The organism is Saccharothrix sp. NRRL B-16348 (assembly GCF_001280085.1).
GTDB lineage: Bacteria > Actinomycetota > Actinomycetes > Mycobacteriales > Pseudonocardiaceae > Actinosynnema.
Genome location: NZ_LGED01000125.1, coordinates 191,611 through 214,508 on the forward strand (window position 1 = coordinate 191,611; position 22,898 = coordinate 214,508).

Annotated in this window: 22 protein-coding genes and 2 pseudogenes; 13 read left to right on the forward strand and 11 right to left on the reverse strand. The window is 72.4% G+C overall.

Annotated elements, in window-relative coordinates:
- Window positions 1-4: 4 nt before the first annotated feature.
- Genes ADK67_RS14260 through ADK67_RS14270 form a run of 3 tightly spaced genes read right to left on the reverse strand, consistent with a single transcriptional unit; the run spans window position 5 to window position 3,769 of the window.
- The gene (locus tag ADK67_RS14260) at window positions 5-649 is read right to left on the reverse strand and encodes an ABC transporter ATP-binding protein (RefSeq protein ID WP_053716886.1); all 645 of its coding nucleotides are present in this window, start codon (window positions 647-649) and stop codon (window positions 5-7) included.
- Window positions 646-1,311 (reverse strand): ABC transporter ATP-binding protein, encoded by a 666-nt coding sequence (locus ADK67_RS14265; protein WP_231648179.1) that lies wholly within the window; start codon window positions 1,309-1,311, stop codon window positions 646-648. Before ADK67_RS14265 ends, ADK67_RS14260 begins: the two co-directional genes overlap by 4 nt.
- A complete protein-coding gene (locus ADK67_RS14270) occupies window positions 1,304-3,769 on the reverse strand; it encodes a hypothetical protein (RefSeq protein ID WP_053716887.1) in 2,466 nt (821 codons plus the stop codon). The genes ADK67_RS14265 and ADK67_RS14270 overlap by 8 nt, the downstream gene beginning before the upstream one ends.
- 168 nt (window positions 3,770-3,937) lie before the next feature.
- Here ADK67_RS14270 and ADK67_RS50800 point away from each other — a divergent pair, with 168 nt between their 5' ends.
- From ADK67_RS50800 to ADK67_RS14280, 3 genes are all read left to right on the forward strand, one after another.
- Complete coding sequence (locus tag ADK67_RS50800) at window positions 3,938-4,102, forward strand: hypothetical protein (protein ID WP_157620298.1); 165 nt, start codon at window positions 3,938-3,940, stop codon at window positions 4,100-4,102.
- A gap of 115 nt (window positions 4,103-4,217) precedes the next feature.
- Window positions 4,218-5,714 carry a chitinase gene (locus tag ADK67_RS14275; RefSeq protein WP_053716888.1) on the forward strand — a complete coding sequence of 499 codons (1,497 nt, stop codon included), beginning with the start codon at window positions 4,218-4,220 and terminating at the stop codon, window positions 5,712-5,714.
- A 211-nt stretch (window positions 5,715-5,925) separates the two neighbouring features.
- Window positions 5,926-6,732: a hypothetical protein gene (locus ADK67_RS14280; protein ID WP_053716889.1), complete on the forward strand. Its 807-nt coding sequence runs from the start codon at window positions 5,926-5,928 to the stop codon at window positions 6,730-6,732.
- A gap of 27 nt (window positions 6,733-6,759) precedes the next feature.
- Here the strand turns inward: ADK67_RS14280 and metG are convergent, their stop codons facing one another.
- From metG to ADK67_RS14300, 4 genes are all read right to left on the reverse strand, one after another.
- Entirely contained in the window at window positions 6,760-8,256 is a 1,497-nt protein-coding gene (metG, locus tag ADK67_RS14285) for a methionine--tRNA ligase (RefSeq protein ID WP_053716890.1), read from the reverse strand.
- Window positions 8,257-8,433: 177 nt separating this feature from the next.
- Window positions 8,434-9,213: a hypothetical protein gene (locus ADK67_RS14290; protein WP_053716891.1), complete on the reverse strand. Its 780-nt coding sequence runs from the start codon at window positions 9,211-9,213 to the stop codon at window positions 8,434-8,436.
- 102 nt (window positions 9,214-9,315) lie between these two features.
- Window positions 9,316-9,936, reverse strand: a complete 621-nt coding sequence (locus ADK67_RS14295) for an L-threonylcarbamoyladenylate synthase (RefSeq protein WP_053716892.1) — start codon at window positions 9,934-9,936, stop codon at window positions 9,316-9,318.
- A 153-nt stretch (window positions 9,937-10,089) separates the two neighbouring features.
- Window positions 10,090-10,695 (reverse strand): LysE family translocator, encoded by a 606-nt coding sequence (locus ADK67_RS14300; RefSeq protein ID WP_053716893.1) that lies wholly within the window; start codon window positions 10,693-10,695, stop codon window positions 10,090-10,092.
- 121 nt (window positions 10,696-10,816) lie between these two features.
- Between ADK67_RS14300 and ADK67_RS52505 the strand changes: the two are divergent.
- The 4 genes and pseudogenes from ADK67_RS52505 to ADK67_RS14315 form a co-directional block, all read left to right on the forward strand.
- Window positions 10,817-11,050: pseudogene (locus ADK67_RS52505) on the forward strand (GntR family transcriptional regulator); the annotation flags it as partial.
- A 300-nt stretch (window positions 11,051-11,350) separates the two neighbouring features.
- Window positions 11,351-12,451, forward strand: a pseudogene (locus tag ADK67_RS48210) (aminotransferase-like domain-containing protein); the annotation flags it as partial.
- Between the two features lie 219 nt (window positions 12,452-12,670).
- Entirely contained in the window at window positions 12,671-13,762 is a 1,092-nt protein-coding gene (locus ADK67_RS14310) for a hypothetical protein (RefSeq protein ID WP_053716895.1), read from the forward strand.
- 127 nt (window positions 13,763-13,889) lie between these two features.
- The gene (locus ADK67_RS14315; RefSeq protein WP_053716896.1) at window positions 13,890-14,708 is read left to right on the forward strand and encodes a siderophore-interacting protein; all 819 of its coding nucleotides are present in this window, start codon (window positions 13,890-13,892) and stop codon (window positions 14,706-14,708) included.
- Window positions 14,709-14,738: 30 nt separating this feature from the next.
- Here the strand turns inward: ADK67_RS14315 and ADK67_RS14320 are convergent, their stop codons facing one another.
- On the reverse strand, window positions 14,739-15,356 hold the full coding sequence (locus ADK67_RS14320; RefSeq protein WP_053716897.1) for a TetR/AcrR family transcriptional regulator: 618 nt from the start codon (window positions 15,354-15,356) through the stop codon (window positions 14,739-14,741).
- Window positions 15,357-15,449: 93 nt separating this feature from the next.
- Between ADK67_RS14320 and ADK67_RS14325 the strand changes: the two genes are divergently transcribed.
- Window positions 15,450-16,376, forward strand: coding sequence for an NAD(P)-dependent alcohol dehydrogenase (locus tag ADK67_RS14325; RefSeq protein WP_053716898.1), 927 nt, complete (start codon window positions 15,450-15,452; stop codon window positions 16,374-16,376).
- Here the strand turns inward: ADK67_RS14325 and ADK67_RS14330 are convergent, their stop codons facing one another.
- Entirely contained in the window at window positions 16,377-17,522 is a 1,146-nt protein-coding gene (locus tag ADK67_RS14330; protein ID WP_053716899.1) for an acyl-CoA dehydrogenase family protein, read from the reverse strand.
- A 151-nt stretch (window positions 17,523-17,673) separates the two neighbouring features.
- Between ADK67_RS14330 and ADK67_RS14335 the strand changes: the two genes are divergently transcribed.
- The gene (locus ADK67_RS14335) at window positions 17,674-18,174 is read left to right on the forward strand and encodes a SigE family RNA polymerase sigma factor (RefSeq protein ID WP_053716900.1); all 501 of its coding nucleotides are present in this window, start codon (window positions 17,674-17,676) and stop codon (window positions 18,172-18,174) included.
- On the forward strand, window positions 18,171-19,010 hold the full coding sequence (locus tag ADK67_RS14340; RefSeq protein WP_053716901.1) for a hypothetical protein: 840 nt from the start codon (window positions 18,171-18,173) through the stop codon (window positions 19,008-19,010). The genes ADK67_RS14335 and ADK67_RS14340 overlap by 4 nt, the downstream gene beginning before the upstream one ends.
- A 54-nt stretch (window positions 19,011-19,064) precedes the next feature.
- Here ADK67_RS14340 and ADK67_RS14345 read toward each other — a convergent pair whose 3' ends face one another.
- Window positions 19,065-19,643 (reverse strand): RDD family protein, encoded by a 579-nt coding sequence (locus tag ADK67_RS14345; protein WP_053716902.1) that lies wholly within the window; start codon window positions 19,641-19,643, stop codon window positions 19,065-19,067.
- A 104-nt stretch (window positions 19,644-19,747) separates the two neighbouring features.
- On the opposite strand from ADK67_RS14345, the gene ADK67_RS14350 reads away from it, so the two are divergent.
- Together ADK67_RS14350 and ADK67_RS14355 are read left to right on the forward strand one after the other, a co-directional pair.
- On the forward strand, window positions 19,748-20,095 hold the full coding sequence (locus tag ADK67_RS14350; RefSeq protein ID WP_053716903.1) for a hypothetical protein: 348 nt from the start codon (window positions 19,748-19,750) through the stop codon (window positions 20,093-20,095).
- A gap of 53 nt (window positions 20,096-20,148) precedes the next feature.
- A complete protein-coding gene (locus ADK67_RS14355) occupies window positions 20,149-21,087 on the forward strand; it encodes a helix-turn-helix transcriptional regulator (RefSeq protein WP_053716904.1) in 939 nt (312 codons plus the stop codon).
- On the opposite strand, the gene ADK67_RS14360 is transcribed toward ADK67_RS14355, so the two are convergent.
- Window positions 21,005-22,180, reverse strand: coding sequence for a YbfB/YjiJ family MFS transporter (locus tag ADK67_RS14360; RefSeq protein ID WP_053716905.1), 1,176 nt, complete (start codon window positions 22,178-22,180; stop codon window positions 21,005-21,007). The genes ADK67_RS14355 and ADK67_RS14360 overlap by 83 nt on opposite strands.
- A gap of 78 nt (window positions 22,181-22,258) precedes the next feature.
- Here ADK67_RS14360 and ADK67_RS14365 point away from each other — a divergent pair, with 78 nt between their 5' ends.
- On the forward strand, window positions 22,259-22,840 hold the full coding sequence (locus ADK67_RS14365; RefSeq protein ID WP_053716906.1) for a TetR/AcrR family transcriptional regulator: 582 nt from the start codon (window positions 22,259-22,261) through the stop codon (window positions 22,838-22,840).
- Window positions 22,841-22,898 lie beyond the last annotated feature (58 nt).

Below are 22,898 nucleotides of genomic sequence, written 5' to 3' on the forward strand. Positions count from 1 at the left end.
GGTCCTATCCTACGGAGATCCGTCCGCCGCTGAGCACCAGCGTGCGGTCCGCCGCCCGGTGCACCTCGTCGTGGTGCGTGGCGACCAGCACCGCCGAACCCGCGTCGGCCGCGCGCCGCAGCACCCGCACCGCGGTCGGCGCGCTGCGCTGGTCGAGGTGCGCGGTCGGCTCGTCGGCCAGCAGCACCTCCGGTTGGCCGACGACGGCCCTGGCCAGCGCGGCCCGCTGCTGCTGCCCGAACGACACCTCGGCCGGATAGCGGTCGGCCAGCTCGCCGATGCCCAGCTCCGCCAGCAGCTCGGTCACCCGGTCGAGTGAACCGCCGGTGCGGCCGAGCCGGAGCGGCAGCGCCACGTTCTCCGCCAGCGTCAGCTCACCGGCCAGGCCCAGCGCCTGCGGCAGCAACGCGCACACCTGCCACGACGGCGCCGACGTCAGCACCTCGCCGGCCATCTCCACCGTGCCGCTGTCCGCCTGGTCGAACCCCGCCAGCACGGCCAGCAACGCGCTCTTGCCCGACCCGGACGGCCCGGACAACGTCACCAGCTCGCCCGGCGCCACCTCCAGGTCGACCCCGCGCAGCACGTGCACCGGCCCGCTCGCGTGCCGGAACGTCCGCTCGATCCCCTTCGCCAGCAACGCCGTCATGCCGCCAACGCCCCGTTCCGCAGGTCGAACCTGGTGTCCGCCAACGCGATCAGCCTCGGGTCGTGCGAGGCCACCACGACCGGCACGCCCCGGCGCGCCAGGTCGGCCAACGTCTCCAGCACCAGGTCCGCCGACGACGTGTCCAGCTGCGACGTCGGCTCGTCGGCCAGCACGACCGTCGCCTGCCGTGCCAACGCGCACCCGAACGACAGCCGCTGCTGCTGCCCGCCCGACATCGCGGACACCTTCCAGGTGGCGGTGCCCGGCAGCCCCAGCTGCTCCAGCACCTCGTCCACCCGCACGACCCGACCCGCCGCCTGCGCCGCCGCACGCAGGTTGTCGCCCACGTCCAGGTGACCGATCAGGTTGTCCGCCGGGTTCTGGAACACCAACGCGATGTCGCGCCGCCGCAGCTTGCGCCGCGCGCCCGACGACAACCGCGCCGTGCCCATCCCGCGCAACTCCACCCCGCCCCGCGTCGGCCGTTCCACCAGGCTCAACACCCGCAGCAACGTCGACTTGCCCGACCCGGACGGCCCGGCCAGCACGGTCAGCCCCGTCGCGGGCACGTCCAACGTCACGTCCGACACCGCGGTCACCGCACCGGCGGGCGTGCGGTAGTCCACACCCACCTCGCGCAACCGCAACACGTGCTCAACCACGGATCAGCTCCCCGATCTTCGCCGAACGCACCGCGCGCACCGCGATCCACGCCGCCACCAGCACCACCGCCACGCTCCCCGCCACCGTCGTCACCAGCAGCGGCACGACGTTCGGCACCTCCGGCACCGGCGTGAGCCGTGGCGCGGGATCCAGCTTCGGCACGGTGAAGCCGCTGCTCACCGCGCTCGCGGCCAGGCCGACGACCACCGCCGCGCCCGCCACGGCGCCCAGCTCGAACAGGTGGCTGCGCAGCATCGCGGCCGGTCCGAGGCCCATCCGGGCGCTGAACGCGCCGGACAGCGCGTTCTGCCGCCGCCGCACCTCGACCGCCAGCAGCAGCGCGATCGACGCCACCACCGCCAGCACCGCGCCCAGCGCCGTGACGAACCCGAACGTCCACTGGATCGTCAGGAACGGCAGGCCCTGCACCGCCTTCTCCTTCACGCCCACGGTGCGCGAGAACTTCACGCCCGCCGCCGCGAGCGCCGACGTCATCTCGGCCAGCGGCTTGCGCGACCACACGTACCAGGAGCCGATGTCGTCGCGGTCCTCGATCACGTCCAGCGGCACGACCCAGCCGGCCGTGCCGAGCTTCGGGAACGACGGCACCCACTTGTCCGGCTTGATCGGCGGCAGCCCGGGCAGCTGGACCTCGCGCCGCGGCACGTCGCCCACCCGCAGCGGCTCGTGCAGCAGCGCCGGGTCGATCTCGAACGGGAACGCGCCTTCGAGGAACGTCTTCGGGTCCACCACCAGCGCGGTGCGGTCGTACTGCTCGACGAGACCCACGATGGTGGAGTCGCCGCGCAACGCCTCCGGCAGCTCGGTCACCTCCGACGAGATCCGGGCGTAGCTGTCCGACCCCGTGTACATGCCGGACTTCACCTCGAGCGCGGTCTTCTGCGACCCGGCGATGGCGCTGCCGACCGCGATCGTGCCGACCGCCAGCACGCCCACCAGCAGCACGCCGGTCACCGGGCCGGCGCCCGCCGCGAGCCGCCGGATCGCCAACTGCGCGGCGGGCTTCGACCACAGCCTCGCCCGGTGCGACGCGGCCAACGCCCACTTCGCCAACCGGGCCGTCAGCAGCGCCACCGTGAGCACGACCAGCAGGGGGAACGCCAGCGCGGCGGCGTCGATGCGCGGCAGCCCGCCGACCGTCGTCGTGGTGGCCAGGCCGCTGTCCTGCACCCGGTCCCACGCCCACACCGCCAGGGCGGCGGTGGCCAGTTCCCACGGCAACGCGGTCAGCACCTTCCGCAGCCGGTTGCCGCGACCCGCGACCTGGAACATCCGGTGCGTGCGCAGCGCGCCGGTGGCGAACGTGACCACGATGCTCGACGCCACCACCACGACCACGGCCAGCGCCGCGGTCGACACGGTGCCCGGCGGCAGCACGACCGACGGCGCGTACACGGGCAGCAGCAGCCGCGCCGCGCCCAGCCCGGCCGCGCCGCCGACCACCAGCGGCAGGCCCAGTTCCAGCACGCCGCGACCGCCGAGGGCGACCGGGCCGGAGCCGCGCACCCACAGCAGCCGCAGTTCGGCCTGCCGGCGCTGCGCCCACTGCACGGTCACCGTCGCGACGCCCGCCAGGCCGATGAGCAGGCTGATCAGGGTGAGCGGCAGCACGGCGGAGCGCACGTTGACGGCGGTCTGCCTGGCGTTCTCCACCGGCAGGTCCAGCAGTGAGATCGTGCGGTTGAAAGAGTCCTTGATCGGGGCGATGCGGGCCGTGCCCCCGGTGAGCAGGGCCGCTGCTTCGTCGACCGTGCGCGGCACGTCGGCGGGGAAGCGCACGGTGATGTCCGTGGGGCCGGTGACCTCCGGCGGCAGCGCGTAGAACGACTCGGCGCTCGGCATCCACACCACGGCGGTGGCCAGCTCGTCGCGGTCGAGCACGTTCGGCACCACGAAGTGGCGTTCCGAGCACCACCAGCCGGGCAGCGGGTCGATCACGTCGGCGTAGATCGCGGTGACCGGTGGCAGCCGTCCGCCCAGGCCCCGTTCGCCCAGCCGGAGATCGGTGGTGACGGCGATGCTCTGGGGCACCCACAGGCCGTCCTTCCCGCCGCCCTCCAGCACCTTCAGGTGATCCATGGCCCCGGCGCGGTAGCCGAACTTCGCCAAGGTCTGCTTGCCGCCGAAGTCCGTGCGCTTCTCCCGGGTGTACATGCCGATCAACGTCGGGTGGCCCGCCATCGCCTCGGTGACGGCCTTCACCCCGTCGGCGACGTACTCGTGGGGCACGCCGACGGTGGACTCCAGCGACGGGTGCAGCGACTCCTGGCACAGCTGCCGCTGCTGGTAGTCGATCGCCGCGCTGCCGGACGCGGCGGAGTGCAGCACGGCGGCGGCCACCACGAAGCTCAACAACAGCGCGGTCACGACGCTGACCAGCAACGTCAGCGGACTCGACAGGGCCGCGCGCGGAGCGGCTCGCCACGGGATCTGCACCAGCGAACGGTAACCGCCGGTCTCTTCCCGCAGGAGACTTTTCGTGAACGGCGTTCATCGTCCGGACAACATCCGGACAACGCGTCCTGTTGTCCGGCGTCGGCCGACCGAAGCCGGACACGGAGCTTGCTCCGGTTGGCGCGGGCCCGTTCGGGGTACCGGGACAGCATGGAACCGAACGTGCTGAAGAAGTCGCTCGCCGTGCTGGTCAGCGGCGCGGCGTTGTTCCTCTCCCTCGGCGCCGGGTGCGAGAACGAGGGTGACGGCGACAACGACCAGCCGGGCGTCGAGCAGCAGGACGAGCAGGACGGCGACCAGGAGGACGACAACTGATCGCGTGCGGCACGCCGGCCGCCGGCGTGCCGCACCGGATGTCCGGTCTTGACATCCCCGTGGTGGTCTAGTCCAATTCTCCCACCTGGAGGCCGCCACCGCTGGGAGGAGACGGATGTCGCGCAGGGTCCTGTTCGCCAGGGTGGCGGCGGTCGCGGCGTTGGTGGTGGGAGCGGCGGCGGTCGGCTTCGCGCCCGCGTACGCCGCTTCGGTCACCGCGACGTTCACCAAGACGTCGAGCTGGGAGACCGGCTACACCGCGCAGTTCTCGATCAAGAACGAGACCGGCTCGGCCGTCTCCGGGTGGAAGGTCGAGTTCGACCTGCCCGCCGGCACGACCGTCGGCGCCTACTGGGACGCGTTGCAGATCAACTCGTCCGGGCACTACTCCTTCACCCACCGCGAGTACAACGGCACCGTCGCGCCCGGCGCCACCGTCACGTTCGGCTTCAACGCCTCGGGCACCGCGAGCCCGGCCAACTGCAAGATCAACGGCGCGTCGTGCGCCGGTTCACCGACCACAACCACAACGACGACCACTACTACAACGACAACGACCACCGGGCCGACCACCACCACGACCACGCCGCCCGTCACCGGCCTGCCCAAGCGGGTCCTGGTCGGCTACCTGCACGCGAGCTTCGCCAACGGCTCCGGGTACATCCGGATGAAGGACGTCTCCGACGACTGGGACATCGTCAACCTGTCGTTCGCCGAACCCACCTCCGCGACGTCCGGCGACCTCCGCTTCGCCCAGTGCCCCGTCGCCGAGTGCCCGAACGTCGAGTCCGAGGCCGAGTTCATCGCGGGCATCCGGGACAAGCAGGCCAAGGGCAAGAAGGTGCTGATCTCCGTCGGCGGCGCGAACGGCCAGGTGCAGCTGTCCACCACGGCCGCGCGCGACGCGTTCGTCCGCTCCGCGTCGGCGATCATCGACAAGTACGGCCTGGACGGTCTGGACGTCGACTTCGAGGGCCACTCGCTGTCGCTCAACGCGGGCGACACCGACTTCCGCGCGCCGACCTCGCCGGTGATCGTCAACCTGATCCAGGCGTTGAAGGCGCTGAAAGCGCGCTACGGCGCGAAGTTCGTGCTCACCATGGCCCCGGAGACGTTCTTCGTCCAGGTGGGCTACCAGCACTACGGCGGCAGCGGCGGCGCGGACCCGCGGGCGGGCGCGTACCTGCCGGTGATCCACGCGTTGCGCGACGACCTGACCCTGCTGCACGTCCAGCACTACAACTCCGGCCCGATCATGGGCCTGGACAACCAGTACCACTTCATGGGCGGCCACGACTTCCACGTCGCCATGGCCGACATGGTGCTGGCCGGGTTCCCGGTGCGCGGTGACGCTACGAAGGTGTTCCCGGGATTGCGGCAGGACCAGGTGGCGATCGGCCTGCCGGCGAGCGTCAACGCGGGCAACGGCTTCACGTCCGTGGCCGAGGTGCACAAGTCGTTGGACTGCCTGATGAAGGGCGCGAACTGCGGCACCTACAAGCCCAAGGCCGGCTACCCGAACCTGCGCGGCCTGATGACGTGGTCGGTCAACTGGGACCGCTACAACGGCTTCGAGTTCTCCCGCTCGCACCGCGCCTACCTGCCGAGGTGATGTCGCACGGACCCGCCGGGGTGCCACCCGGCGGGTCCGCGGCCGACGGTCGCCCGCGCGTCGCGGGTCTGCGGCCAACGGTTGCGCGCTGTGGCTCGGCGGCTAACGGTTGCGCGCGCGGTGGCTCTGCGGCTAACGGTTGCCCGCGCTGTGGCTCGGGCGGCTAACGGTTGCCCGCGTCCGGCCGATCTGCGGGTGAGGGAGGTGGACCTTGACCACCAGCACCCGGCTCGGCGTCGGCCTCCTGCGCTGGCTCCCGCAGGCCGTGCCCGTCCTCCTGTTGTTGTTCGCCGTCCTGCTCGTGCCGATCGCGCCCGGCCGGGCGACCGATGGGCTGTACCGGGTCGACACCCCCGAGTTCTCCGTCGTCGACGGCTTCGACTGCGCCGTGACCGGCGGTCTGACCACCTGCGCCGTGCCCGTCGCCGGTCGGCCGCTGACCGTCGAGGTCGAGGCAGGCCCGCACTTCACGGCGTGCGCCGCGAACTACGACGGCCGTCGGCTCACGTGCGCGCGCGTCACGGAGTACGGCCCCGCGTCGCCGTGGGTCCGGGTCGGTTCGCTCGGTGTCCCCGCGAGCGAGGCGCCGCACGCGCCGTGGTGGCGTGACGTGCTCGACTTCCGGTGGGAACGTCTGATGCTCACCGCCGCCCTGGTGCTCGCGCTGCTCGCGGGGCTGGCCGCGTTCCTCCTCTACCGCGCGCCCCGACTGGAGGACGGCGACCGGTTCCGGCGGACGGTGATCACCGGGGTGTCCTCCTGGGTGCTCGCGGTCGTGAGCGGTCTGCTGGTGACCGCGGGGGACCAGGACAACTTCGGCATCCTGTCGCTGTTCGTCACGGTCGCCGTGGTGGTGCCGGCGGGCCTGATGGCGTGCTGGCAGCACGTCGCCGCCGGACCGGCCGCCGGGAGGCTGCGGGAGCGGATCGGGCAGGCGGCCCTCGCGTTCCTCGCCACCCTGCTGCTCAGCGGCGTCCAACTGCTGTGGCTGGGACTCGCCGCCGGGCTGCCCGACTGAGATCCGGACTGGGGGCACAGCCTCGGGTCACAGCCTGGGGAACAGCGGCTGCGGCTGGGGGAGTTGGCCCGTCAGCGTGACGCACTGCTCGGAGATCCGCGTCGCCAACGCCGGCACGAACGGCGTGAGCTGGGTCGACAGGACGCGGCACGCGGTCAGCAGCGCCGTGATGGCCGCGTCGAGCCGCTTGCCCGCCCCGGCGTCACCGCCGCGTTCCGCCCGGGCCAGGTCCCACGGCCGCACCTGGTCGACGTACCGGTTGGCCTCCTCCACGATCCGCCACACCGCCGCCGTCGCCCGCCGGAAGTCGAAGTCGGCGACGGCGGCGTGCACGAGGTCCGGCGCGTCGCGGCACGCGGTCGTCAACGGCGCGGCGTCGGCGTCCGGCTCGACACCGACGGGTGGTCTGCCCTCGCGGTAGCGGTGGACCATCACGGTGACGCGGTTGACCAGGTTGCCGAGGCCGTTGGCCAAGTCCTCGTTCGCGCGGGCGACCAGGCGGGCCTCGGTGAAGTCGGCGTCGCCGACGCGCGGCACGTCGCGCAGCAGCCACCACCGCACCGCGTCGGAGCCGTACCGGTCGGCCAACGCCACCGGGTCGACCACGGCGCCGGCCGACTTGCTGATCTTGCGGCCGTCGGTGGTGAGGTAGTCGTGCACCAGGATGTCGGTCGGCAGCGGCTCGCCCGCGGACAGCAGGATGGCCAACCAGTACACGGCGTGGAAGCGGATCACGCCCTTGCCGATCACGTGCACGCGCCGGTCGCCGTCCACCCACCAGCGGCGGTAGTTCGAGCCCTCGCCGCCGTAGCCGAGGCTGGTGATGTAGTTGCCCAGCGCGTCCCACCACACGTAGACGACCTGGTCCGGATCACCCGGCACGGGGATGCCCCAGCCGTGCGCGCGGGCGCGTGACCGGGAGACCGAGAAGTCGCGCAGGCCGGCGGCGATGAACGCCAGCACCTCGTTGCGGCGCGCGGCGGGCTCGATCCGGACCGTGCCGTCGACGATCAGGTCGCGGAGCCGGTCGCCGTAGCGGGAGAGCCGGAAGAACCAGTTCTCCTCGGCCACCGCCTGCGGCTCGACGTCGTGCTCCGGGCACCTGCCGCCCACCAGTTCGGCGGGCGTGTAGAACTGCTCGCAGCCGACGCAGTACAGGCCTTCGTAGTGATGTCGGTAGAGGTCGTGCGCGCACGCGCGCCAGAGCCGTGCCACGCCGGTGCGGTGCCTGGCGTCGCGGCTGGTGCGGATGAAGTCGCTGAACGACAACGCCAACGGGTCGCGCAACGCCGCGAACGCCGCCGAGTTGCGGTCGACCAGCTCGGCGGTCGACAGGCCTTCCGCCTGCGCGGCCAGCACGTTCTTCAGCGAGTTGTCGTCGGTGCCGGTCAGGAAGCGGACCCGGTCGCCGCGCTGGCGGTGGTGCCGGGCCAGCACGTCGGCCTGCACGATCTCCAGCGCGAAACCCAGGTGCGGGCGCGAGTTGACGTACGGGATGGCGGTCGTCACGTAGTAGCGCGACATCGGAACCTCCTGGTGCGGGGGTTCCCGGCCGGCGGAGACCCCTGGGACGGGGGCCTCGGACTCGTCATCCGTGCAGCGTCGGCCGCCCCGCGTGGCGGGGCATCATGACGGGGCACGACGAGGACATGGCGGCGACGCTAGCAGCGCCACCGCCCGTCCCGCGCCTGGTTTTCGCGGCTAGCAGCCGATGCGCTCGGAGCCCAGCGCGATGTCGTCCAGCCAGAGGTCGTAGCTGCCCTCGTTGGGCTGGTAGAGCTGCCAGCCCAGCTTCACCGTGTCGAACTTCGGGAACAGGAAGTCGACCTGGTTGCCGCCGTGCTCGCGGGTCGAGACGGTCAGGTCCGGGTTCGGCACGCCGTCGAACCACAGCGTGATCCGGTTGTCCGAGGCGTCCATCCGCCACTCGACGCACTGCCACACGTCGGCCTTCGACGGCGCCGACTCGCGCCAGTTCGTCCAGTCGCCGGTCGGACCGCCGTCCGCGCCCACACCCCACAACGCCTTGTCCAACGTGGGCACGTACTGGCCGCCGAGCGGGCGCACGACCTCCGGGCCGTCACCCGTGGCCTCGATCAGCGTGTAGTGCGCCCAGTCCGGCGCGTCCGGGAACGCCTCGACGCGCACCCGCACCCGGCCGTAGAAGCTGTTGCCCGGCGCGGCGAAGTCGTCCACCTTGAGGAACGCCCGGCCGTTGCCCTCGGCCCGCACGTGCAGCACCTTCTGGCCGCGCCGGTCGCGTTCGACCTCCAGCGAGCCGTTGCGGGTGTCGACGCCCCACTTGAGGCTCGTGCCCGCGCCGGTGGGCACGTGCTGGAAGTCCTCGCAGAACAGCAGGCCGGCACGGGCGCAGGTCTTCAGCCGGCGGTCCGCCTGATCGGGGCCGGCCGCGTCCGCGACCGGTAGGGCGACGACCGACAGCAGGACGGCGAGGACCGCCGAGGACAACCGTTTCCGCACGGGTAGCTCCTTCTGCGCTGAGGGGGGCAGCAGGAAGCTATCGGCTCTGGGAGCGCTCCCCATACCTCTGAGCGGAGCAACAGCCGTGGTCCGTTCACCGTGCTATTCGAAGCGGGATGGATCGCCCGCGCCGTGCCGGACGATCTCCGGCTCACCCTGGGAGAAGTCGACGACGGTCGTCGGCACGGTGCCGCAGTCGCCCGCGTCCAGCACGGCGTCGACCACGTGGTCCAGCCGTTCCTTGATGTCCCAGCCGTGGACCAGCGGTTCCTCCTGGTCGGGCAGCAGGAGGGTGCTGGACAGCAGCGGCTCGCCGAGCTGCTCCAGCAGGGCCAGCGCGACCGGGTGGTCGGGGATGCGGGCGCCGACCGTCTTCTTCTTGGCGTGCATCAGCCGGCGCGGCACCTCGGTGGTCGCCGGGAGGATGAACGTGTAGCTGCCCGGCGTCGCCGCCTTGATCGCCCGGAAGACCGTGTTGTCCACGTGCACGAACTGCCCCAGCTGGGAGAAGTCGCGGCACATGAGCGTGAAGTGGTGCCGGTCGTCCAGGTGTCGGATCTGCCGGATCCGGTCCAGCCCGGCTTTGTTGCCGAGCCGGCAGCCGAGCGCGTAGCAGGAGTCGGTGGGGTAGGCGATCAGGCCGTCCGACTTGATCAGCTCCACTGCCTGGTCGATGGACCTGCGCTGCGGGTTCACCGGGTGCACGTCGAAGTACCTCGCCATGCGGGGAGCCTAGTAGCCCGAATCCCGACCCGCGTGTCCTACCTCCAGAACACGAGAGTCCTACGTTCAGGTCGCGAGAGTCCTACGTTCAGAACACGCGTGTCCTACGTTCGGAACACCTGAATTCAACGCTCAGGTTCGCGCGGTCGCGGGTCAGGCGAACGCCAGCAGCGCGCCGAGCGCGACGAAGGCGCCCGCGAACCCCCGGCGGATCCACGTCTGCACGCGGGGGCGTCCGATGATGTGGTCGCGGACCGCGGCGGCGGACCAGCCGTAGCCGACGAACACCACGAACGTGAGCGCCATGAACACCGCGCTCAGCTCGACCATGCGCAGCACGGTGGACGGGTCGTCCGGCCGCACGAACTGCGGCAGGAACGCGAAGAAGAAGATCGTCAGCTTCGGGTTGAGCAGGTTCACCATGACCCCGGACGCCACCACCCGCGTCACCGTGCGGTTCGGCGTGCCGGCGTCGACGGCGAGCGCGGTCTTGTCGCGGATCGTGCTCCACGCCAAGTAGAAGAGGTAGGCGACGCCGACGTACTTGAGGACTTGGAACGCGGGCGTGCTCGCGTTCAGCAGCGCGGCCAACCCGGTGAGCGCGGCCAACATGTGCGGCACGATGCCCAACGTGCAGCCCACCGCGGCCACGGCGGCGGCCCGCACACCACCGGCGAGACCGGCCGCGGTCGTGTAGAGCACGCCGGTGCCGGGGGTGGCGACGATGACGAGGGACGTCAGCAGGAACTCGACGGTCACCGGGTGCGCCCGGTCGTGGAGCGGTTCATGCGGTCCACCCTGGTGACAGACTGGTCCGGTGAACAGGTCCAATCCAGACCCAGTCGACAGGTCCATAACGGCGGGGTCGGACTTCCTGCAACTGGACGTCCGCGACGCGCCGGTGGGAGGTCGGGCCGAGTGGCTGGCCCGGCGGCTCCGGGAGGCGATCGCGGACGGGCGGCTGCCGGTCGGGAGCAGGCTGCCCGCGACGCGGGTGCTGGCGGGTGAGTTGCGGGTGTCGCGCGGGGTGGTCACCGAGGCGTACCAACGGCTCGCTGAGGACGGTCACGTCAGCGGACGGGGTCGGGCGGGCACGGTGGTAGTGGCTGCGCCTCAAGGGTTTCCGCCTCGCCCGGCCGTTGCGCCGGTGCGGCGGTCGGCCGGCGGGTCGTCAGGTGTGGGTGGCGGACTGGTGCGGCGGTCGGGAACCGGTGGGGTGTCGGGTGCGGATGGTGCGGTGGTGCGGCGGGCAGGTGACGGCGGGTCGTCGGGTGCGGGTGGCGGGGTGGTGCGGCGGTCGGGAACCGGTGGGGTGTCTGGTCGGTTGGGCGGTGGGTCGGTCCGGTCGGTTGGCGACCCGGTTGACGACAGTGTTGACGACACGGTTTTCGCACGGCCGCCCGAAGCGGACGCGTTCGACGCGTTGCGCGGTGTCCCCGCGCGGATCGACCTGTCGCCCGGGGTGCCGGACCTCGCCGCGTTCCCCCGTGCCGCCTGGCTGCGGGCCGAACGCGCCGTCCTCCGCACGTTGGCCGCGTCGGACTTCGGGTACGGCGACCCGCGCGGCACGCCGGCGCTCCGCCACGCGGTCGCGCATTGGCTCGCCCGGAACCGCGGCGTCCGCGTCGACCCTGACGACGTCGTGATCGTCGCCGGCGTCGCGCAAGCGCTCGGCCTGCTCGCCCAAGTGCTGGGCCGCGACGGCGTCACCGAGATCGCGGTGGAGGATCCCGGATCGCTCGGCGCACGCCAGCACCTTCGCAACTGGGACCTCGGCACACCACCTGTCCCGGTGGACGGCGAGGGCATCCGGGTGGACGAGTTGCGGTCTGGGGGAGCGCCCGCCGTCCTGGTGACGCCGGCGCACCAGTTCCCCACCGGAGTGGTGCTCGGCGGCGCGCGGCGGCGCGAGCTGATGCGGTGGGCGGAGGACGGCGGTCTCGTCATCGAAGATGACTACGACGCAGAACACCGTTATGACAGGCCGCCCGTGCCCGCGTTGCGAGCGATGCTCCCCGAACGTGTTTGTTACGCCGGAAGTGTGTCCAAAGTGCTCGCTCCCGCATTGCGCGTGGGGTGGTTGATCGTGCCGACCGCATATCAAAACAGTGTGATAGAAGCGAAGCGCTATGCCGATCTCGGTAACGCCGTGCTGCCGCAACTCGTGCTGGCTGCCATGATGGGCTCCGGAGAACTGGAACGGCACCTGCGGTTCGCCCGCCGACGCCACCGCCGCAGGCGGGACGCCATGATCGAGGCGATCGCACGGCACCTGCCCGGCGCGGTCGTGCACGGCGCCGCCGCCGGGCTGCACCTGCTGATCACCTTTGACGACAGCGTTTCCGACACCGACCTCGCCGCCGCCGCCCTGCTCCGAGGGGTGAAGACGCAGCCCTTGTCGTGGCACGGGCAACGGCCCGGCCCGCCCGGGCTGGTGCTCGGTTACGGCGCGAGCGCGCCGACCGACATCGCCGAAGGCGTCGCCGTCATCGCGGACGTTCACCGGCAATCATGACGGTCCCTCTTGTTCGGTCGATCACGCAGAATTCCATTACCGGCAGCAAAATCACACTATCGCGTGGATGATGTGCACGGTCGGATTTTGTTGATCATCCTAATTGGACATGGTCGGTCGGCGGGGTCACGATGAAGCGGACGCCGGGAAGTCGGGCGCGGAGATCCTGCGGCACTCCCGGGCACTTCACGCCCTCCGTTCGAAAGCAGAACACCACTCATGACCGTTCACGCACCCACCAAGACCTCCGACCGAGAGCACGACCGCCACACGTTGCCCGTGCACCTCGTCGGCTCACTGCCGCGTCCGCTGTGCGACGACCCCGCCACCGCCATGGGCTGGTTCCTTCGGCACCGGGGCAACGCCGCGCTCACCGCCCTGCCGTCCGACCGCGATCCGCGCTGGATCATCGACTGGCTCACCCACCACATGTCCTCCGTGCCGTGCCTCGAACAGGTGCGCGGCGGTGAGAGCCGCGGCTACGACGACATGCCGTACTACCGCGTCCGGCCCGGTCAGCGGCTGTGCGCGGAGGAGATCGGGCTGTCCCGCGTCGAGCAGGCCGACGCGGCGTTCGCGGCGCTGGACCGCTTGTGCGTCACCGGAACCGGTGAACTGCCACGCGTGCAGGTGGGCATCCCCAACGCGCTCGACCTGGCGGTGTTCGCGTTCGGCTCGATCGAAGCCGCCCAGGAGTGGCTGCCGACCATGCAGGTCGCGGTGGTGCACGAGGTGACGGAACTAGTCGCCCGGTGGGGTGATCGGCTGCAGCTCCAACTGGAGACGCCCGCCGTGCTGGTGGCCTACCACCTCACGCCGCCGGCGGCGTGGCCGATGTTGACCGCCGAGCTGTCCCGGCAGGTGGCCGGTGTGCTGTCCGCCGCGCCGCGCACCCGGTGGGTGCTGCACCTCTGCTACGGCGACCTGGAGCGCGTGCCGGTGTTCACGCCGAGCGACCTGCGCCCGGCGGTGCTCTTCCTCAACGCCCTGGCCGACGCGCTGGCCGGGAAGGGCGCGCCGATGCCGATCGTGCACCTGCCCGTGACCAGCGGTGACAGCCCGCCGCCCACCGACCCCGCGTTCTACGATGAGCTGCGGCACCTGCGGCGCGGGGTGGAGGTCATCGCGGGCGTGGTGGCCGAGGACCACCCCGAGGAGACCCGCGAGGCGCTGCGGCTCACCGTGGAGGCGCTCGGCATGCCGGTCGCCGGCGTCGCGGCGGCGTGCGGCTACGGGCGGCGGACCGAGGACGCCGCCGCGGCGAACCTCGGCCTGGCCGCCGAACTCGCGCAGGAGTGGAGCGTGCGCTGACCCGCGCGGGCGGTGGGACATCCGGCGTCCCACCGCCCGGCGGACCGGTGCCGTTGGCCGTTCGGGTCCGGCCGGCACGTACGGTGAAGGGTGATTGCGCCGTTGGAATCACCGAGGAGTACCCGACATGGCCGAACGGTCGCGTGGCAGGAGCGGGCGCGTGGTGCGCACCGAGTGGATCGCGCCGCAGATGATCCGCGTGGTGCTCGGTGGGGAAGGGCTCGCGGACTTCGCCGTCGGCCCGTACACCGACAGCTACGTCAAGCTCGCGTTCCCGCTGGACGACGTGCTCTACCCCGAGCCGTTCGACCTCGGCGCGATCCGCGCGACCATGCCGCGCGACCAGTGGCCCCGCACCCGCACGTACACCGTGCGCAAGTGGGACGCCTCGGCCGGCGAGCTGTGGATCGACTTCGTCACGCACGGTGACTCAGGTGTGGCCGGTCCCTGGGCGGCCAAGGCCCAGCCGGGTGACGTGCTGCACTTCGCCGGTCCCGGCGGCGGGTACGCGCCCGACCCGGACGTCGCCTGGCACCTGATGGCCGGTGACGAGAGCGCGTGGCCCGCCATCGCGGCGGCGCTGGAGGCGTTGCCCGCCGGCGCCCGGGCGGAGGTGTTCGTCGAGGTCGACGGGCCCGACGACGAGCAGGCCGTGCGGTCGGCGGGGCAGGTGGACCTGCGCTGGCTGCACCGCGGCGGCGGCCTGCGTGGCCGACTCGTGGTGGACGCGGTGCGGGCGTTGGCGTTCCCGGAGGGCGTGGTCCAGGTCTTCGCGCACGGCGAGGCTGGCATGGTCAAGGACCTGCGCGGGCACCTGAAGCTGGACCGGGGCGTGCCGCGCGAGCAGATGTCGATCTCCGGCTACTGGCGGCTCGGCGCGGACGAGGACGGCTGGCAGTCGACCAAGGGCGAGTGGAACCGGCGGGTCGAGCAGGAGCAGGGCTAGAGCTGGGGCGAGTCAGGGGACAGGCGGAGGTCAGCCGAGGGCGTCGCGCAGGCCGAGGCGGGCCGGTGGCGGCAGTGGGCCGTCGGCCTGGAACGCCTGCAGGAAGTAGGCGACCAGGCGGCGGGACGCGGCCACCGTCGTCTCCACCGAGTCGGTGACCAGGCCGTTGTTGGCCATCAGCACGAGGACCAGGTCGTCGGTGGTGAAGTCGGGCCGCAGCACGCCGGCGCCCTTGGCGCGTGCCACCACCCCGGCGAACACCTCTTCGGCCTGTGCGCGCAGCTCGTCCACCGGCACGGCGTCGGGGAACGCGGTCAGGAACGCCGCGCTGAACCCCCGGTCCCGGGCCTGCATCTCGCACAGCTCCTCCACCACCCGGCAGAACCCGCGCCACGGGTCGGGCTCCTCCGCCGCGTGCAGCACCTCGCTCGTGCACGCCGCCAACTGCTCCGCGAACACCTCCCTGACCAGCGCCGCCTTGGTGGGGAAGCGCCGGTAGAGGGTGGCCACGCCGACCCCGGCGCGGCGGGCGATCCCGGTCATCGACACGTCCAGCCCGTCGGCGGCGAACGCCTCCCGCGCCGCGTCCACGATGCGGTCGCGGTTCTGCCGCGCGTCCACGCGCAACCGAGTCGTCTCACCGGCCATGCCTCTCACTTTAACGCAAGTGGAGGGCACCTTCCGGATACCGTGTTAGCGTCGAAGTGGAAGGTGTCTTCCACTTACGCGAGAGGTGCGGGAATGCGCGCAGCGCTGTTCGACCGGTACGGGCCGCCGGAGGTCTTGTACGAGGGCACGGTGCCCGACCCGGAGGTCGCGCCGGGGCACGTGCTGGTGCGGGTCCACGCGGCCAGCGTCAACGGCGGCGAGCTGATCGGCCGGTCCGGGAAGCTCAAGCTCCTGCTCGGCTCGAAGTTCCCCAAGCGGGTCGGCATCGACTTCGCGGGCGAGGTCGTGTCCGGGCCCGGCTTCGCGCCCGGCGCGCACGTGTGGGGAGGGCTGCCGCGCGGCCGGTTCGGCAGCGCCGCCGAGTACGTCGCCGTGCGCCCGCGCCAACTCGCCCTCAGCCCCGCCGGCCTCGACCTGGTCCAGGCCGCCGCGCTGCCGGGCGTCGGCACGACCGCGATCACCGCCCTGCGCGACAAGGCCCGGCTGCGTCGGGGCGAACGGCTCCTCGTGCGCGGCGCGAGCGGCGGAGTGGGCAGCGTCGCCGTGCAGCTCGGCAAGGCCTACGGCGCGCACGTCACCGCCTTGGCGGGCAAGCGCACGCTCGACTTCGTCCGCGAGCTGGGCGCCGACGAGGCGGTCGACTACCGCACCGATCCCGCCGACCTGGGCCGGTTCGACGTGGTGCTGGACGCCTACGGCAGCGAGCCCCGGACGTACCGCCGCCTGCTCGGTCCCGGCGGGCGGATGGTCGGCATCGCGTTCCGCTCCGCCGCCGACATCGGCTACCTGCTCGCGTCCACCGCGTTCGGCCCGCGGCGCGTCCGGTTCTTCAGCGGGAACCCCGGGTCCGACCTGTTCGCCGACCTCACCGCGCTGGTCGAGAGCGGCGCGGTCCGGCCCGTGGTCGACGCCGTCCACCCGCTCGCCGAGATCGCCGAGGCCCACCGCGCGTTCGAAGCCGGTGGCGTGCGCGGGAAGCACGTGATCCGCGTCGGGTGATCAGACGAACGGGCTGACCGTGTTCTCCGCGCCGACCAGGGCCGCGCCGTAGAGCTCCAGGTTCACCTGGGGGAGGAGCATGCCGTGGCGCGCGGCCACGTTCGCGTCACGCCAGATCCGTTGCAGCGGGCTGGAATCGGCGAAGCCACGCGATCCGTGCGCGTACAGCAGCGTCTCCAGCGCGCGGGTCACGTGGCGGACGGCCACGGAGGCGTCGGCGCGGCAACGGGCGCGCAGCAGCTCGGACGGGTAGGTGGCCTCGGCGGCGTGCCGGTCGAGGAGGTCGGCGGCGCGGTAGGCGTGCAGCTCGGCGCTGTCCACCGCGGCGGCGGCCTCGGCGACCAGGAGCTGGAACGCGGTCGAGTCGCGCTGCCGGTCGAACGACGTGTAGGCGATGCTCTTGTCCGCCGCGGCCTCGATGACGTGCGCCAAGGCCGCGCGGCCCAGGCCGAGCAGCGGGCCGCTGATCATCGTCACGAGCGAGGGCACGAACGCGGCGCGGAACGTGGCGGCGGTGGCGGACGTGACGTTGTCGCCCGCCACCATCCGGTCCAGCCACAGCACGCGGTGGTCGGGCACGAACGCGTCCCGCACCACGAACCGGTTGCTGCCGGTCGACCGCATCCCGGCCACGTGCCACTCGTCCACGACCTCGAAGTCCTCGCGGGGCACCAGCGTCCACGCCATGCCGCCGTCCAGGACCGCCGCCGCCAGGCCCCACGACGCGTGCCCGATGCCGGAGGCGTAGGTCCACTCGCCGCTGAGCCGGTGACCACCCGGCACGCGCTCGACCGGGCCGCTCGGCATCAGCGTGCCGCTGATCAGGGCGTCGGGATCGGCGCCCCACACGTCCTCCTGCGCCTGCTCGGGGAACAGCGAGACGATCCAGTTGCCGCCGTTCCACAGCGCCGTGCACCAGCCCGCGCCACCGTCGATCGCGGCCACCGCCGACGACACGTCCAAGTGGGTGCGGATCGACGCCTCGCCGCCGCCGTGCCTCGCGGGCCGGGTGACGCGGAACGTGCCCGCGTCCCGCATCGCCGCCACGGTCTCGTCGGCCACCCGGCGTTCCGCGTCGGCTCGCGCGGCAGCGGCTTTGAGCTGCGGCGAGAGCGCTTCGATGGCGTTCAGGACGTCGGAAGTCATCACGGAACCCCCTGCGCTGCGGCGTGTGGTCGATCGTGCCACCGCGGGTCGCCGGACCGGAGCGCCCATTCGCGTGGCCTCACCCCGCCGAACGGGTCGAGGCAACCGAACACCGACCCCATCTCGTCGTCACGGCCGAGGGGGTGGACGGGTGAAGGACAAAGACGCCGAGTTCGTCGAGTTCGTGCGTGCGAAGCACCGCCACGTGCGGCGGACGGCGTTCCTGCTGTGCGCGGACTGGCACCTGGCCGAGGACTTGGCACAGGCCACGTTGCTCAAGCTGTACCGCTCGTGGTCACGCGTGCGGCGGGCCGATTCGGTCGACGCGTACTGGCGCACGGTGCTCGTGCGCACGGTGATCGACCACCGGCGGCCGTTGAAGGGCTCGGAGAGGCCGGTGGCCGAGCCGCCGGACCTGCCCGCCGACGAGGTGGAGCACGGGCACGGCATCGACGTGCAGCGCGCGCTGGCGACGTTGCCCCCGGGTCAACGCGCGGCGGTCGTGCTGCGGTACTGGGAGGACCAGTCGGTCGCGCAGACGGCGAAGTTGCTCAAGTGCGGTGAGGGAACGGTCAAGAGCCAGTGCGCCAAGGGTCTCGCCGCGTTGCGCCGCGAGCTGGCGGGCACTTTGGACAAAGGAGGAGTGGCGTGACGACTGACCTGGACGAGGTGCGGCGGATGCTCGCCCCGGCGCTGGAGGACGACACCGGGCCGCGGTACTCGCCGGAGGAGGTGCTGAGGTCGGCGCGCAAGGTGACGACCCAACGGCGGGCGGTGGTGGCCGGCACGGTGTCCATGGGCGTGGTGCTCGCGATCGGTGCGGGCGTGCTCGTCGACGTGGCCGGTCGGTCCACTGTGGAATCGGCGTCGGTGGGATCTGCGTCGGTGGGATCGGCGTCGAGCCCGGTGCTCACCATCGTGCCGACCGACGTTCCCGCGGTGCCGACCACACCCGGGCACGCCGCCGAGCTGACCGCGAGACTGGCCGCGGCGGACGTCGTCCCGGACGGCTTCGAGGTCCTTCCCACGCTCTCGGACTGGAACGCCCCGCCGCTCCGGTTCACCGCCTTCGGTTCGGACACCTCCGGTGGCTACCGGGCCTCGGCGGTGTTCTCGGACGCCAAGGGCCGCGTGACGTTGACGCTCCACGTGCGGTCGGTCACCACGCCGGAGAAGTGCACGGTGGAGAGCCGCTGCATGCGCTTCACCGCGGTGAACGGCCCGTTCTTCGACCGGCCGACCGTGAGGACCGTCGACGGTGTCGAGGTCCGGGTCGCGCGCGACCTCGGCACCGGCCTGCCGGGGAACGTGTCGGCGGAAGCGCGCTTCCCGGACGGCACCCTCGTGGAGGTCGCCGTCGTCAACCAGACCACGGTGGTGGACCACGGCTCGCTGTACAACCGATCGTCCACGCGCGACAGCGTGCCGTTCACCGAGCGGCAGCTGATCGAGATGATCAAGAAGCCCGGCTTCAGCTACCAGCCGTGACGGCACGGTCGTCGGCGCGCCTCTGCGGGGGCGCGCCGACGGACGTGCGTCGGCTCACGGCACGCGCTGGTCGGCGATGTTCCGGAAGCCCGCCGCGTGGAGCAGGCGGGTGCGTCGGCGGTCGATGCTGGTCCTGGCCGGTGAGCCGGGTGGTGAGCCGCCGGCCATCGCGCCGACGACGACCGCGACGAGCAGCGCCGGCAGCAGCACGGTGCGGACGGTCATCGCCCACGGCGCCTTCAGCCCGACCCGGCCGCCGCTGGACACCCGCACGAGCTGGGTGCCGGTGAGCACGGCGCCCAGCGCGCGGCCGTTGCCGTAGCACAGGCCGTACAGCGGGGGCACCACGACGAGCAGCGCGAGATCGCCCAGGACGAGCTGGTTGTTGTCGATCTTCCCGGACGTGTACAGCAGGCTGAGGACGACGACGCCGACACCGACCCCGAACAGGAACACCACGAAGTCGATGAACCAGGCGAGGAGCCGGCGCAGGTCGCCGGCGCCGACGTAGAGGACCCCGTCGGAGAACGCGTCGACGCGTGCGGCGGCGGCCCTCGACCCGAGGACGTGCGCCGCCTCGGCCTGGACGACCTCCAGCCTGGTCGGCGGCCGGTCGATGCCGGGAGCGGCCATGGCGTCCTCCAAGTCGGTTCGTGACAGGCGACATTCTGCATCACGTCGAATCGGCCGTCGGGCGAACGTATGATCCGGGCTCCACGACGTCAGGGGGACGGGACATGAACCCGAATCCGAACGCCCGCACCCACGGCGTGCCGCAGGCCGCTCCGCCGAAGGCGTCGATCGTCCCGTACTTGCTGGCGCACCTGCTGACGGGGATGGCGGTGTTCGTGGCGATGAGGTTCATCAGCCCCGCCCGCGACCCGCTCCCGTTCGGTGCCGACCTCCTGTACTACGTGACCGCCCACCTGCCGGTGCCGCTGCTGCTCTCGGCGGTGTTGGCGTGGTTGCTGACCAGGAAGGCGAGGCTGCCGTTCTGGGCGGTCCTGCTGCTGTCCGTGCCGTTCTACCTGGGCGCTTCGTTCATCTACATGATGGGCCAGATCATGGCGTCGACCCAGCAGTGAGCCCGGCTCGCGGGCAGGCGGGCTCGTTCCCGGCGCACGTCTAAGGTCCACCTGTGTCGACCGAACTCAGCCCCACCGCGCGGGCGCTGCGCGCCGTGGAGATCCTCCAGGCGCGCCCCGGCGTGACGGCGGGCGAACTCGCCGCGGGGCTGGGCGTCACGGAACGGGCCGTGCGGCGGTACGTCGGCATCCTCCGTGAGGCGGGCATCCCCGTCGAGTCGACCCGCGGCCCGTACGGCGGGTACCGGCTCGGGCGCGGGACGCGGCTGCCACCGGTCGTGTTCACCGAGTCCGAGGCGCTCGTCCTGGTCATGGCGGTGCTCGACAACCCGGCCGACGACGTGGTCGACCCCGCGCTGGGCAAGGTCATCCGGGCGCTGCCCGAGCACGTCGGCAAGCAGGCGGCGGTGCTGCGCGAGCACGCGTCGGCGGCGCCCGACCGGAACGCGGCCCGCCCCGAACCCGCCACGACCAGCGCGCTCGTCGCCGCCATCGCCGCCCGACGTCGCGTGGTCGTCACGTACCGCCACGACTCCGGCAGCGAGTGGGAGTCCGAGGTCGACCCGTGGGCGGTCGTCGTCCGGCACGGGCGCTGGTACCTGCTGTGCCACTCCCACCGCGCGGACGCGGTCCGCACCTACCGGATCGACCGGGTTCGCGCGGTGCGGCAGACCGAGCACGGGTTCGAGCCGCCCGCCGACCTCGACCCGGTGGCGGCGGTCGAGGAGAACCTGGGCGCCGGCTGGGAGTTCCCGACCCGCGTCGTGTTCCACGCGCCGCCGGAGCAGGTGGCGCCGTGGATCCGGCCGCCGATGGGACGCCTCGAACCGCTCGGCGCCGGCTGCGTGCTCGTCGGCAGCACGAGCAACCCGGCCATGTACGCGCAGGAGTGGCTGGCGACCGTGCCGTTCAACTTCCGCGTCGAGGGCGGGCCGGAGTTGAGGGCCGCGGTCGTGGCGCTCGCCGCGCGGTTCGCCGCCGCCGTGGACTGACCACGACCACGGCCGCCAGCGCGCACAGGACGGCGGTCCACGCCAGGGTGGCGTCGGTCGAGGTGCGGTCGGCGACGATCCCGGCCAGCCAGGGCCCGGCGGTCTGACCGGCCGCGAACAGCGTGGTGAACGCGGCCAGCGTCGCGGTCAGGTCGGCGGGCGGCACGGCGTCCCGGAGGTGCGCGGTGACGGCGGCCGGCACGCCCATGAACGTGGCGCCGTAGACGACCGCGGAGCCGAGGACCACCCAGTACGTCTGCGCCGCCAACGCCAACGCCGCGCCGCCGCCGAGCACGGCCAGCAGGGTGGCCGGCGCGCGAGCACCCGGCCAGGCGCCGATCGGACGGCTCCACAAGGCGGGCGCCGCCACCACGGCCAGGCCGAGCGCCGCCCACGTCAGCACCACCTGCCAGGTCGGGGCGTCGCGCTCGACCAGGTACGCCGACAGGAACGTGATGTAGGTGATGTAGCCGAGCGCGAACAGCGAGTACGCCACCGCGACCCGCCACAGCGGACGCACCCGTGCCCGACCGGCCGTCGCGGTGGGCGCCTCACCGCCCGCGCGCGCCGCGGTCCAGGAGACCAGCGTCGCCAGCGCGGCGGCGACACCCAGGACCAGCCAGGCGACCCGCCAGTCGTTGCCCAGCAACGGGATCGTCACGCCGCCGAACGCGATGCCCAGGCCCGCGCCCGCGAAGTACACGGTGATCGGCGTGCCGGACCCGAGCCGGGTGGAGACGCGCGAGGCGATCACACCACCGGCGATGAACACCACGGCTCCCGCCGCACCGGACGCCGCGCGCACCACCAGCAGCACCGTGAAGTCGTCGCTGAGCGCGGTGGCGGCCAGGGTGACCGCCGTGCCGACCATGCCCCGGCGGAAGGCGGCCGTGACGCCGGAGCGGCGGACGACGGCCGCCGTCACCAGCGCGCCGAGCAGGTAGCCGAGCCCGTTGGCGGTGCTCATCGCACCGGCTTCGGCCAACGTCCAGCCCAGGTCGTCACGCATCGCGGGCAGGAGCAGCCCGTAGGCGAACCGGGCGAGCCCGAGCGCGGACGCCGTGCCGAGCGCGAGCCGCGCCGCCTGCCACATCGTGCCCCCTGAGATCGAACCGATCGGTACCATCCGGCACGCTAGCAGTCGGTCGAACCGATCGGTACCATCTGTGCCATGCCGGTGGCCAAGGGCTCCACGATCGACCCGGGGCGCACCCGTGCCGCGATCCTCGACGCGGCCACCCCCGTGCTCTACGAACGCGGCCTGGACGGCATCGGCGTCGCCGAGCTGTGCACGCGCCTCGGCGTGTCCAAGGAAACCCTCTACCGGCACTTCGGCACCAAGGACGGGCTGGTGCGGGCCGTGCTGGAAGCCCGGAGCGACCGGGCGACGCGGTCGCTGTCCGCCGCCGTCGCCGCCGCCGGGCCCGATCCCGCCGACCAGCTCACCGCCGTGTTCGACACCTTCCAGCGGACGTTCGACGAGCCGTGGTTCCGCGGCTGCGCGATGCTCAACGCCGCCGCCCAGCACCACGTCGAGCCGGTGCGCGCGATCACCGCACGCCACTTGGACCGGTACCTCGACACACTCGTCGGCATCGCCGAACGCGCCGGAGCCGCCGACCCACGCCTCCTCGGGCGGCAGCTCCTCATGCTGGTGGAGGGCGCGACCGTGGTCGCCACGCACCACGGCCCGACCGGCGCCGGCGACCACGCCCTGCGCGCCGCGCGCACCCTGCTCGCCGCCGCGACCTGACACCGAACCCGTTCGGCGGCTTGGCGCGTCCGGCGACCGCGGGACCATGGGTCGGGGG

Bases quoted from the DNA above. Each gene is read 5' to 3' on its own strand.
- metG (WP_053716890.1), bottom strand. From the start codon at position 8,256: ATGTCGCGCTACTACGTGACGACCGCCATCCCGTACGTCAACTCGCGC.
- ADK67_RS14275 (WP_053716888.1), top strand. From the start codon at position 4,218: ATGTCGCGCAGGGTCCTGTTCGCCAGGGTGGCGGCGGTCGCGGCGTTG.
- ADK67_RS14325 (WP_053716898.1), top strand. From the start codon at position 15,450: ATGCGCGCAGCGCTGTTCGACCGGTACGGGCCGCCGGAGGTCTTGTAC.
- ADK67_RS14350 (WP_053716903.1), top strand. From the start codon at position 19,748: ATGAACCCGAATCCGAACGCCCGCACCCACGGCGTGCCGCAGGCCGCT.
- ADK67_RS14295 (WP_053716892.1), bottom strand. From the start codon at position 9,936: ATGGCGAGGTACTTCGACGTGCACCCGGTGAACCCGCAGCGCAGGTCC.
- ADK67_RS14310 (WP_053716895.1), top strand. From the start codon at position 12,671: ATGACCGTTCACGCACCCACCAAGACCTCCGACCGAGAGCACGACCGC.
- ADK67_RS14315 (WP_053716896.1), top strand. From the start codon at position 13,890: ATGGCCGAACGGTCGCGTGGCAGGAGCGGGCGCGTGGTGCGCACCGAG.
- ADK67_RS50800 (WP_157620298.1), top strand. From the start codon at position 3,938: ATGGAACCGAACGTGCTGAAGAAGTCGCTCGCCGTGCTGGTCAGCGGC.
- ADK67_RS14365 (WP_053716906.1), top strand. From the start codon at position 22,259: ATGCCGGTGGCCAAGGGCTCCACGATCGACCCGGGGCGCACCCGTGCC.
- ADK67_RS14330 (WP_053716899.1), bottom strand. From the start codon at position 17,522: ATGACTTCCGACGTCCTGAACGCCATCGAAGCGCTCTCGCCGCAGCTC.
- ADK67_RS14360 (WP_053716905.1), bottom strand. From the start codon at position 22,180: ATGTGGCAGGCGGCGCGGCTCGCGCTCGGCACGGCGTCCGCGCTCGGG.
- ADK67_RS14260 (WP_053716886.1), bottom strand. From the start codon at position 649: ATGACGGCGTTGCTGGCGAAGGGGATCGAGCGGACGTTCCGGCACGCG.
- ADK67_RS14345 (WP_053716902.1), bottom strand. From the start codon at position 19,643: ATGGCCGCTCCCGGCATCGACCGGCCGCCGACCAGGCTGGAGGTCGTC.
- ADK67_RS14320 (WP_053716897.1), bottom strand. From the start codon at position 15,356: ATGGCCGGTGAGACGACTCGGTTGCGCGTGGACGCGCGGCAGAACCGC.